Here is a 10,974-nt window from a genome sequence, read left to right on the forward strand (position 1 = left end):
GGACTCCCGCACAGTCACGCAACCGACTGGGCGACGAACCGGTCGCGCACAGCGAGCAACCGGTAGAGGCCGAACGCGACGCCACAGCCGATGAACCAGCTGTACTGGGCTGCGGTGTGCATCCCGTACACGCTGCCCGCCAGCAGCACCGGAAGCGCCGCGAGCAGCGCGCCGGCCACAGTGGCGATGACCGCGACCTTGTTGTAGCCGCCTGTGTACCAGTATTTTCCGGACTCCGCCATGGTGAACAGGTCGTCGACGACCACCTTCTGCTTGCGCACCAGGTAGAAGTCGGCGAGCAGCACACCGAACAGTGGGCCGATGAAAGCGCCCAGGGTCTCGAGCGTGTAGTGGATGACCTCCGGGTTGTTGTAGAGGTTCCACGGGGTGATCAGCACCGAGCCGACCGCGGCGATCATGCCGCCGGCGCGCCAGCTGATGCGCTGCGGGCTGACGTTGGAGAAGTCGAACGCCGGGCTGATGAAGTTTGCGACGATGTTGATGCCGATGGTGGCGATGGTGAAAGTCAACGCGCCCAACACGATTGCGAAGGTGCTGTCGATGCGGGCCACGGTCTGCACGGGGTCGGTGAGCAGTTCGCCGAACACCGGCAGCGTCAGCGACGCGGTGACCACGACCAGTACCGAGAACACCAGGAAGTTCACCGGCAGCCCGAGGAAGTTGCCCTTCTTGACCGCGGCAAACGACTTGCCGTAGCGGGAGAAGTCGCCGAAGTTGAGCATCGGACCGGAGAAGTAGGACACCACCAACGCGATGGCGCCGAGCATCACCGGAATCGAATCGAGGCCGGTGTACTTCACCTCGCCGAGGTTGAGATCGATTGCGCCCCAGCCGGCTTTGTAGATGAGGTAGCCGCACAGGATGAACATGACGACGTAGACGGCGGGGCCGCAGAAGTCGATGAACCTGCGGATGGCTTCCATGCCACGCCAGAAGACGCAGGCCTGCAGCACCCACAGCAGCAGGAAGCTGGCCCAGCCCAGCACCGGCAGGCCGAGGAAGCCGTGGCTGGCGAGGTCCGCGTAAGGGGCCAGTCCCGGAAACAGCTTGAGCAGCACCACATCCAGGGCAGCCGACGCCAGGTAGGTCTGGATGCCGTACCAGGCCACCGCGATCAGACCGCGAATGACGGCCGGGATGTTCGCCCCCAGCACACCGAACGCACTGCGACAGATCACCGGATAGGGCACACCGGCAACCTGGCTGGGCTTGGCGACCAGGTTGCACAGGAAGTAGACGAGGGTGATGCCGATCAACAACGCCACCAACACCTGCCAACTGGCCAGGCCCAGCGCGAACAGGCTGCCCGCGGTCACATAGCCGCCGACGCTGTGCACATCGGACATCCAGAACGCGAAGATGTTGTAGGAGCCCCAGCTCTGCTTGCCCAGCGGAGCGAGGTCCTCGTTGGTCAATCGCGGGTCGTAATCCGGTTTGATGACGCCGCCACCGATGGGGTGGCCGGCGGCCTCGACGATGTCACCTGCGCCGATCACCGCGCCCGGTGGGGTCAGGTCCTTGGGAACGAGGGTGTCAGTCATGCTCGAAAACGCTAAGAAGACAACGTTTCCCTGCTGTTTCCCCTGAGATATGCGGCAATTGCGGAAAAGATATATGTTCGCCGCTACGCCAGCAGCCCGGTGTCGGTCGGCAGCTTTGCGATCACCGCGTTGAGCCGGACGGCATGGTTTTCCGCGACGGTGATGAGGCGCTCGGCATCGCCGGCGACGAAGGCGTCGACCATCGCACAATGGTCAGCATGCAGGTCGGCGCGGTCATCCCGGCTGACATGCAGCATCGACTGCACGGGTTCGGTGACATTCCACGCCGCCTCCAGCATGTGCAGCAGCCGGTACATGCGCGACGGTCGGGTGAGAGCGGCATGCAACTCCCGGCTCTGCCGGTGGTAGGCGCCCGCGTCGTCGTCGCGGATCGCCTGCTCCAGCCGGACATTGACCGCGACCGCGGCCGCACGGTCGGCGTCGGTCGCGTTGGCCACGGCGACGCCCAGCGACGCCGACTCCAAAGCCTCACGCACGATATACATTTCGCGTAGTTCCTGCGGGGTCAACAGGGCCACGGTGTAGCCGAAGTTGAGCCGGTGCTCCACCAGCCCTTCGCCGATGAGCGTTTTCAGTGCCTCTCGCACCGGAATCTGACTGACGCCGAACACGTCTGCCACGTCGGCCAAGGGGATCGGCGTACCGGGCGGCACGCCGCCGTCGAGCACAGCACGGCGCAGTTCATTCAGCACCCCCTGCTGTGACGGCGCGGTCCGATCCGCCACCAGCTGCCCGAGCAGGACAGAACGCCGGTGGGGCCGCATACCCGCACAGTAGGTCGGCGTTGTTGCCGAACGCGTTTCGATGACGTTTCGGCTCGGTTAGCGAATCACGTGTTCAGGACGGCGTGGGCGGCGTTGTAGCCCGGGATGAAGTTGACGGCCGGCCCGCCGTGGCAGCCGGCGCCGCCCAGGTAGAGGCCCGCCACAGGCAGCTCCTGGTCGAGGTAGCCGCGCGGTCCGGGCCGGTTCGGCCCCATCTGTTCGGGGTGGATCAGGCCGTGGCAGTAGTCGCCGCCGGGGGCGCCGAACATGCGGTCCATGTGCCGTGGCGTGAACGTGGTGTGCCGCAGGATGAGCTTCTCGAAGTTGGGGGCCACGCGCGTGATCTTATCGATGACCCGTTGTCCCATCTCCCGTTTCATCGAGCCGTATTTTGCGGAGCCCCCTGCATCTCCTTCTACGGGGAACCACAGCGCGAACGCCGACGACGCGTGCTTGCCGGGCGGCGCCAGCTCGGGATCCAGGACCGACGGAATCTGCCAGGCGATGGAGGGGTCGGCCGGCACGATACCCCGGCGGCTGTCCTCCCACTGCTGCTGCAGTTCCTCCGGGGTGCTGAAAAGACCGATGGTGCCCTGCAATTCGGGGTTGTTCAGCATCTCGTAGGGCTCGGCGAATTCCGGGATACCGTCGAGCGCGAAGTGCATCTGCAGGTAGCTGCCGCGATGATCGACGCGCGCGTACCGGGCCCGGACATCGTCGGGCACAGCCGCGCCGAGTAGCCGGTCGACCGTCAACGACGGCGCGAGCGACGAAACCACCACGGGTGCAGCGATTTCGGTGCCGTCGTCCAGCCGGACGCCGGTGACCCGACCGTCGGCGACGGTGATTGCCGCGACCGCGCTGCGCAACCGCACTTCACCACCGTGCGCGACGAACGTGTCCTCGAGGTGCTTGGCCAGCGCACCGATGCCGCCCTTGAGCTTTCGCATCAACGACGCGCCGTCGGTCGGGACGGCGAGTCCGAAGGCCAGTGCGGCGGCACTGCCCGGGGTGGCCGGGCCGCGGTAGGTGGAGTTGCAGGCCAGTACCGACAGCATGCCGCGGATGGCGCCGTGCTTGTCCTTGTCCGGCAGGTAGCGGTCCAGGACGTCGGTCACCGAGCCGAAGAGCATGTCGGTGATGGCCGAACGCTCGAATTCGTTTGTGGCGCAGGCATACATCTCGTCGTACGTCTTGGGTGGCAGCCCGGCGTCGAACCGGCCCAGGGCCCGCGCCGGTGCCATGCTCCAGGCCATCAGCCCGGCCATGCCGTTGACGGCCTCGGCACCGTGCACCTCGTTCATGTGGGTGAGCAGCTTCATGGGGTCGGAGTAGAAGAGCAACGGTTCGTCACCGATCCCCCGCATGTTGACCGACATGACCTCCTGTTCGACGCTCGGCACCTCGTCGAGGCCCAGCTCCTGGCTCACCTTGAGCGACGTCGGGAACTGCTCGGACCCGGCGATCTCGAACTTGAAGCCGTCGAAGAGTTCGACGGTCGAAGCCATACCGCCGGAGTAGAGCTTGGACTCCAGACACAGCGTGCGCAGGCCGGCCTTCTGCAACATCACCGCCGAAGCCAGCCCGTTGTGCCCTGCTCCCACCACGATCGCGTCGAATTGCGCCATTTCCGCAGCGTCGCACCCGCGCATAGTTTTGTCAATAGTGACAAAACTTGCCGATGACGGTCAGACGGGCCCGGCCGCCAGCTGATCCAGTGCCTGGTGACACATCCGCGCCAGATCGGCCAGCGACCGCTCGGCGCCCAGCATCCACACCTCCATCGCACCGAACACCGCGGCAGCGATCGTCCGCGAGGTCACCGCGATCCGCAGGCGGTCTTCCGATCTACCGCGGCGCTCGAGGTGCTCGGCGATGGCGTCGGCGAAGTCCGCCTCGACCTGCCGGATGTGGCTGACGATCCGCTCGGCGTCGAGTTCCTGTTCGCGCAGGGCGGCAATCTTGGTGACGGCGCCGAAGTCGTACGGAAAGGCGAAGATCGCGGCTTGTACAGCCGTGAGCACCGGTTCGTCCGCGGGCCGTCCGGCCAAGGCGGTGCGGAACCAGTGCAGGCCGGCGTCGTAGTCGGCGAACAGCAGCTCGTGTTTGGACGTGAAATGCCGGTAGAACGTGCGCAGCGAGACGCCGGCGTCGGCGGCGATCTCCTCCGCCGTGGTGCCCTCGACACCCTGCGCCAAAAACCGGACCAACGCCGCCTGTTGCAACGCCTCGCGCGTGCGCTCACTACGTACGGTCTGTGGCGGCCGGGGCATCCCAGTACCGTACCGCAGAATGTTTTGTCATGATTGACAAAACATTTCGGGGCGAGCAGACTCCGCTGACATGGTCTCGCTCATCGTCCACGCCGTCCTCGGACTGATCGTCATCGCGTTCATCGTCAAGCTCAATCCCGCGGTCTTCCGCAGGCCCGCCGACGGACCCGCGTTCTCGGCACTCGAGTCGGCCTACTACGTGATCGGCATCGCCTCGATAGCGCTCGGCTACTACTTCAACACCAAGTTCGTCATGGATTACCAACCGCCCGATGGCAATCCGATCACCGGGCCGGGCAGCTGGTCGGACTACATCCGGCTGATGTTCGTCAACCCCGCGGCGTCGTCGGCAGGCCAGGACTACACCATCATCAATGTCATCCTGCTGCCGCTGTTCACCATCGCCGACGGCCTGCGGCGCGGCATCCGCCATCCCTGGCTGTTCTTCGTCAGCAGCCTGTTCACCAGTTGCGCTTTCGCGCTGGCGTTCTACTTCGCCGTCGTCGCGCGGCAGCAGCGGCACGAGCGCACCGTCGACCACGACAGGAGTTCTGCGACAATCCCTGGGTGACGCCACCGAGGATGGTCGCCCGCCTGCGGCCCTACGCCTCCACCATCTTCGCCGAGATGTCGGCGCTGGCCGCGCGGGTCGGCGCCGTCAACCTCGGTCAGGGTTTTCCCGACGAAGACGGCCCGGCACCGATGCTGACTGTGGCGCAGCAGGCCATCGCGGACGGCGTCAACCAGTACCCGCCCGGCCCCGGCATCCCCGCGCTGCGCCAGGCCATCGCCGCCCAGCGCAAACGGCACTACGGCATCGAATACGACCCCGACACCGAGGTACTCGTCACCGTCGGCGGTACCGAGGCCATCGCGTCCGCGGTGATCGGATTGGTCGAACCTGGCAGCGAAGTGCTGATCATCGCCCCGTTCTACGACTCCTACTCCCCCGTGATCGCCATGGCCGGCTGCCGGCGCGTCGTCGTCCCCCTCGCACCGGACAACCACGGCCCATTGGTGGCTCGCCACCGTGGCTTCGCCATCGACATCGACCGGCTCCGCGCCGCGATCACTCCGGCCACCCGCGCCCTGATCCTCAATTCACCGCACAACCCGACCGGCATGGTCGCCAGCCACGACGAGCTGACGGCCATCGCAGCACTCGCCATCGAGCACGACCTGCTGGTCATCACCGACGAGGTCTACGAACAGCTGACGTTCGACGGTCATCAGCACCGGCCGCTTGCGGGTTACCCCGGCATGGCCGAGCGCACCGTCACCATCTCCAGCGCCGCGAAGATGTTCAACTGCACCGGCTGGAAGATCGGTTGGGCCTGCGGGCCGGCCGACCTGATCGCCGGGGTGCGCGCCGCCAAGCAGTACCTGACGTACGTCGGCGGCGCGCCGTTCCAGCCGGCTGTCGCGCACGCACTGGACCACGAGGACGCCTGGGTCGACGCACTGCGAAAGTCGTACCGCGGCAAGCGGGACCGGCTGGCGGGCGCCCTGACCGACATCGGCTTCGACGTGCACGACAGCTTCGGCACCTACTTCCTGTGCGCCGATCCCCGCCCGCTCGGGTACGACGACAGCACCGCGTTCTGCGCGGGGCTACCCGAACGCGTCGGCGTCGCGGCCATCCCGATGTCGGCTTTCCTGGATTTGAACGATCCCGACGCCACAACTTCCACGGGCTGGAATCACCTGGTGCGCTTCGCCTTCTGCAAGCGCGACGACACCCTCGACGAGGCGATCAGCCGGCTCCGCACCCTGTGATTGGTGCACGAAAATCCGCGCTCACCGCGAAAATCGTGCACAAATCACTCGCAGGTGAGCAGCCCCGTGTCGGTGGGCAGGGTCCCGATCGCGGCGTCGACGCTGTCGTTGTGCCGCAGCGCGATTGCACCGAGCCGGTCGGCATCCCGGGCCAGGAACGCCTCGAGCATCTCCTCGTGATCGCCGTTGAGCTTGGCCCGGTCGTCCGGCGTCACGTGCATCATGGCTTGCACGGGTTCGATCATGTTCCAGGACATTTCGAGAATGTGCAGCAGCCGATGCATGCCCGACGGGCGCACCAGCGCCATGTGGAAGTTACGGCTCTCCCGCTGGAACGCCGCACCGTCGGAGTCCCGAATCGCTTGCGCCATCCGGTCATTGGCCTCGATCGCGACAGACCGCTCGCGGTCGGTGGCCTTCTCCACGGCGACCGCGAGCGCCGCACCCTCCAGCGCGGCGCGCACGAGGTACATCTCGTGCAGCTCCTGCTTCGTCATCCGGGCGACGGTGTACCCCGAGTTGGGCCGGTGCGTCACCAGGCCCTCGCTGATGAGCGTCTTGAGGGCCTCCCGCACGGGAATGTGGCTCACGCCGAACAGTTCGGCGACCTCGGTCAGCGGCACCGGGGTCCCGGGCGGCGCATCCCCGCGCAGGATCACCCGACGCAGCTCCGTCACCACGGTCTGTTGCGGTCCCCCGTTCCGCACCACCACCAGCTTCTCCAACAGCGGAGAAGGTGGGCGGTCGGTCATACGAACTCCCTGTCGACAGAGTGTGGACTAGCCGTAGAGACGGGTCACCCGGGCCCGCAACCGGTCGACCGCAGCATCGAGCACCAGTTTGCGGGCTCGGCGCAACAGGAACTCGGGAATGGGCGCGACCAGGTCCACGATGATGTCGAACCGCACCCGCGTCCGGTCGCCCTCACGGGTCAATTTGTACTCGGCATGTTGCCCACGCTGCTGGAAGGTGTCAGCCGCGTCCCACACCATCCAGTCATCACCCCAGTGGTACTCCAGGAGCTCCTTGTCGGTGAATCCCATGATCTTCACCGTCGCTTTGACGTGGTGCGGACGACCGTCGGGATACCGATCCAATACCTGTAGTTCCCGGTGCAAGCTGCGCCATTGCGACGCCTCGTCCATATCGGCCAGCGCATCCATGATGGCTTCGGGCGAGGCGTCGATCACCAGCTCTCGGGACGCCATAACTGCCATATGAGCAAATTTAGTCCTCTATTGCGGCCACCGATAGAGAATGCGCCAGCTAACTTCCGAACCGTTACCAACCCACCTCGGCGATGGGCGTGGTCTGCTGCGGCGGGGCGCCGACAGGGCCCGACGGGGTCCGCGAGAAGCGCGGCGCGGGCGCGGCCTGGTCGACGCCGTCGACGGTGACGATCGTCGACCTGGCCCGGAGGTGTTCGCCGGCGGCGGCCTCGGTCCAGTTGAGCACGGGAGTGACGCAGGCGTCGGTCCCGGCAAACGTCTCGGCCCATTCGTCGCGGGTCCGGCTCGCGAACCGCGCAGCAAAGATCTCGCGCATCTCGTCGTAGCGCGCGAGGTCGAACTGGTTCGGCACCTCGGCGGGGTCCAGGCCCAGGCCCACAAGTAGCTGAGCGAAGAACTGCGGCTCGATCGAGCCGACCGCCATGTAGCCGCCGTCGGAGGTCTCGTACACGCGGTAGTACGGGGCGCCGCCGTCCAGGAGGAACGACTCGCGCTGGTCCTTCATCACGCCGGTGGACTTCATGGTCCACATCATCTGCGCGAGCATGCTGACGCCGTCGACCATCGCGGCGTCGACCACCTGGCCGCGTCCGGACTGTTCGCGTTCGTACAGCGCCGTGACGATGCCGATCAGCACCAGCATCGAACCGCCACCGAAGTCGGCGACCAGGTTCAGCGGTGCCACCGGCGGCCGGTCGCGGTAGCCGATGGCCGACAGCGCACCGGTCTGCGAGAGGTAGTTGATGTCGTGGCCCGCGGTCTGGGCGAGCGGTCCGTCCTGCCCCCACCCGGTGATCCGGGCGAAGATCAGCCGGGGGTTGACGGCCTCGCACTCGGCCGGCCCGATACCGAGGCGCTCGCAGGTGCCGGGACGGAAACAGTCAAGCAGCACATCGGCTTTCGCAGCCAGAGCCAGGAGCGCAGCGGGGTCTGACTTGACGTCCAGGTCGACGATCCGCTTGCCGCGGTGCAGCAGGTCGACGTTCTCGGCGGGCATGGTCAGCCCGCCCGGACGACGCACCCGCACCACGTCGGCACCGAGATCCGCCAGCATCATGGCGGTGTGCGGCCCGGGGCCGATTCCGCCGAGTTCGATCACCTTGACTCCGGCCAATGGCCCCGCATTCGTCATCCCGCGACGTTAGCCCATGGGTCGACGCGGCTGAATCCCGGTGTGCGTCAGCCCTTCTTGTTCTTGGCCATGAACTTTTTCAGGCCCTCGGTGGCAGTCTCGGCGCCACCGCTGACACTGCGCTTGAGCAGGAAGCCCGGGATCGGCACCACCGGGTCGACGGTGATCTCGAACTTCACCTTGGTCTTGTCGCCGGCCGGCGTCAGCGTGTAGCGCGCTTCCTGCTTCTTGAGCGACGACGACCGGATCAGCACCCAGCTGCCCGTCAGGTCGGTCCACGTGTACTCGAGGATCTGGTCGTCGGCCATGCCGGCCGCCTTGATGGTCATCTTGGCCTGTTTCGGCCGGCCGTTCTCGTAGGTGTCCAGGACCTCGGCCTTGGTGTACTGCGGTGACCACACAGGTGTCTGCGCAAGGTCTGCGATGACATCCATGATCTCTTCAGGGGTTGCCTCGATGGTCACTTCGTGCGACGCGCTGACTGCCATGGCGCGACCATAGACCACCCGGCCACACGCCGTGACCAGATGGTGCAACCAGCGGGACGACCGCTAGTGGATGCTCGCCTGGATCCTCGTGGCGATGTCGGCGGCCGCCGTCACCGGCGCCTTGGGCGTGCACGCCTCGACGTCGATGATCAGGTTGGCGACCAGCTGCAGAACATGTTGGCACCAACGGGTTTCCGGCCCGGTGCCGCGCGTGATGGGCATCGCCAGTTTGGTGTCGCTGCGCTCCAGGTCGCCCGACAGCCACTTCGGCAGCGGCTGGTCGTTGAGCCGGATGTTGACGTGGTGGTTGGTGCACTTGGCCCACCGCTCGGCCGACAGGTTGAAGAAGTTACGAGCCGCGTCGGACGTCGGGTAGTAGACGACCGACTGCGCCGCCAGGTAGTCCCATTGGTCGGTATCGGGCGTCTTCAGCGTCTGCTGACGCATGGCCTTCCAGTCCTGGCCGCTCTTGAGGTCCTTGCCGTCCTTCGAGTAGATGACGGACTCGTCGATCTGCCAGACGCCGAGGCAGTTCAGATTCGGCAGCAGGTTGCGGTGGTCGTCCATCCCGTCTTTCGGCGGGCGACCGACCAGTCCGGTCGTGCCCAGCGTCTTGTTCAGCTCGTCGGGGGTCAGCAGCAGGTCGTTGATGCTCGACTCGGCAACCGCCGACGGCGTCGCGGGTGTCGGCGTGCCACCTTTGCCACCGCAGGCGGCCAGCGCCAGGCACAGGACGGCGACGCCGAAGGCGTGTCGCTTCACGGGTTCCTTATATAGAGGTGCGCGGTCAGGCGTGAGTGCCGGCCGCGGCGCAGCCGCGCTGAACAGCTTCGGCGTTGGTGTTGACCTCGGTGGCCGTGCTGTCGAGGGTCGTTCCGGTCATCCCGATGCCCATCTTCACGAACAACTTGGCGGCGCCGACCGACCAGGACCGCATCGGGTCGGCGATCTCCGGGGACAGGCCCGGCGTGTTGGAGGCGTCCATGGCGGCCTTGGCCGACGCCTGCAAGCTGGACCGGCCCGCCGCGTTGCTCTGGCCGATGTACGGGTCGTTGTTCTCGAGATCGTCCGCGAAGGCGCCATATCCATCCGCAGCGGTGTCGAGCGCCGCCGCGAACTGTGAACAGGCAGCGACCGCAGCGGGGTCGGCGTTCGCCGAGGTGACGCCGGAGGCCTGGACCGAGGCACCGGCGTCCACCGGGGCAGGGGCGGGGGCTTCCGGGTCGGCATCCGCCGAGGGCTGCCCGAATACACCGGCGCCCAAGACAATGGCAGACGCTGCCACGAACCGCACCCAGGTCTGTGAAGACTTCACCGTTTCCTCCAAGTCATTCGCGCCGCGTCCACCGGGGGCGTTGTGCCCACCGAGCTATGACGGACGCTCGGCGTTCGACTGTCCCACGGTCGGGCGTGCAGATGGCCAGTTGGTTAACGCCAGTCAAACCGGCGATTTCCAATCCCCGTCGGTTGCATGCCGCAATTTGCCGCATGACCTAGATCACACTGCTTGAACAGCGCATTTGAGAGACGGCGACCACGGCAAGTAACTCCACCAATACACGCGTATTCCTGAGTTGCCCACTGGTTGATAACGGAGGGGCAAGTTTTTGCGGTCCGTTAACCGTCCGGCAACCCGCTCAGTAGATGCTCCGCAACGACACAAATTCAGCAACTACGGCACTCACAGAAACGCCGTGGTACCCAATAACGAGAGGCGCGTTCATCACCA

The 10,974-nt window shown here is 66.1% G+C and carries 12 protein-coding genes; 2 read left to right on the forward strand and 10 right to left on the reverse strand.

Annotation, left to right across the window (positions count from 1 at the left end; all coding sequences use genetic code 11):
* Positions 1-14 precede the first annotated feature (14 nt).
* The 4 genes from QRN63_RS28635 to QRN63_RS28650 all read right to left on the reverse strand — a co-directional run bounded on the left by QRN63_RS28635 (position 15) and on the right by QRN63_RS28650 (position 4,620).
* Positions 15-1,562: an NCS1 family nucleobase:cation symporter-1 gene (locus QRN63_RS28635; protein ID WP_285034477.1), complete on the reverse strand. Its 1,548-nt coding sequence runs from the start codon at positions 1,560-1,562 to the stop codon at positions 15-17.
* Positions 1,563-1,645: 83 nt separating this feature from the next.
* On the reverse strand, positions 1,646-2,347 hold the full coding sequence (locus QRN63_RS28640) for a GntR family transcriptional regulator (protein ID WP_267315806.1): 702 nt from the start codon (positions 2,345-2,347) through the stop codon (positions 1,646-1,648).
* Between the two features lie 65 nt (positions 2,348-2,412).
* Positions 2,413-3,975, reverse strand: a complete 1,563-nt coding sequence (locus QRN63_RS28645; protein ID WP_285034478.1) for a phytoene desaturase family protein — start codon at positions 3,973-3,975, stop codon at positions 2,413-2,415.
* A gap of 60 nt (positions 3,976-4,035) precedes the next feature.
* Positions 4,036-4,620, reverse strand: coding sequence for a TetR/AcrR family transcriptional regulator (locus tag QRN63_RS28650; protein ID WP_285034479.1), 585 nt, complete (start codon positions 4,618-4,620; stop codon positions 4,036-4,038).
* A 70-nt stretch (positions 4,621-4,690) separates the two neighbouring features.
* Here QRN63_RS28650 and QRN63_RS28655 point away from each other — a divergent pair, with 70 nt between their 5' ends.
* Together QRN63_RS28655 and QRN63_RS28660 are read left to right on the forward strand one after the other, a co-directional pair.
* Positions 4,691-5,191: a DUF2834 domain-containing protein gene (locus tag QRN63_RS28655; RefSeq protein ID WP_285034480.1), complete on the forward strand. Its 501-nt coding sequence runs from the start codon at positions 4,691-4,693 to the stop codon at positions 5,189-5,191.
* Positions 5,192-5,202: 11 nt separating this feature from the next.
* Positions 5,203-6,396 carry a pyridoxal phosphate-dependent aminotransferase gene (locus tag QRN63_RS28660; protein WP_285034483.1) on the forward strand — a complete coding sequence of 398 codons (1,194 nt, stop codon included), beginning with the start codon at positions 5,203-5,205 and terminating at the stop codon, positions 6,394-6,396.
* Positions 6,397-6,440: 44 nt separating this feature from the next.
* Here QRN63_RS28660 and QRN63_RS28665 read toward each other — a convergent pair whose 3' ends face one another.
* From QRN63_RS28665 to QRN63_RS28690, 6 genes are all read right to left on the reverse strand, one after another.
* Positions 6,441-7,148: a GntR family transcriptional regulator gene (locus tag QRN63_RS28665; protein ID WP_267315810.1), complete on the reverse strand. Its 708-nt coding sequence runs from the start codon at positions 7,146-7,148 to the stop codon at positions 6,441-6,443.
* Positions 7,149-7,175: 27 nt separating this feature from the next.
* Positions 7,176-7,613 carry an SRPBCC family protein gene (locus QRN63_RS28670; RefSeq protein WP_285034481.1) on the reverse strand — a complete coding sequence of 146 codons (438 nt, stop codon included), beginning with the start codon at positions 7,611-7,613 and terminating at the stop codon, positions 7,176-7,178.
* Between the two features lie 64 nt (positions 7,614-7,677).
* Complete coding sequence (locus QRN63_RS28675; protein WP_267315812.1) at positions 7,678-8,757, reverse strand: CaiB/BaiF CoA transferase family protein; 1,080 nt, start codon at positions 8,755-8,757, stop codon at positions 7,678-7,680.
* A 47-nt stretch (positions 8,758-8,804) separates the two neighbouring features.
* Positions 8,805-9,245, reverse strand: coding sequence for an SRPBCC family protein (locus QRN63_RS28680; protein ID WP_020098846.1), 441 nt, complete (start codon positions 9,243-9,245; stop codon positions 8,805-8,807).
* Between the two features lie 63 nt (positions 9,246-9,308).
* Positions 9,309-10,007, reverse strand: coding sequence for a sensor domain-containing protein (locus tag QRN63_RS28685; protein WP_285034482.1), 699 nt, complete (start codon positions 10,005-10,007; stop codon positions 9,309-9,311).
* A 25-nt stretch (positions 10,008-10,032) separates the two neighbouring features.
* Positions 10,033-10,560: an Rv2240c family protein gene (locus QRN63_RS28690; protein ID WP_267315815.1), complete on the reverse strand. Its 528-nt coding sequence runs from the start codon at positions 10,558-10,560 to the stop codon at positions 10,033-10,035.
* Positions 10,561-10,974 lie beyond the last annotated feature (414 nt).

It is taken from the genome of Mycolicibacterium sp. lyk4-40-TYG-92 (genome assembly GCF_030209435.1).
Classification (GTDB): Bacteria; Actinomycetota; Actinomycetes; order Mycobacteriales; family Mycobacteriaceae; genus Mycobacterium.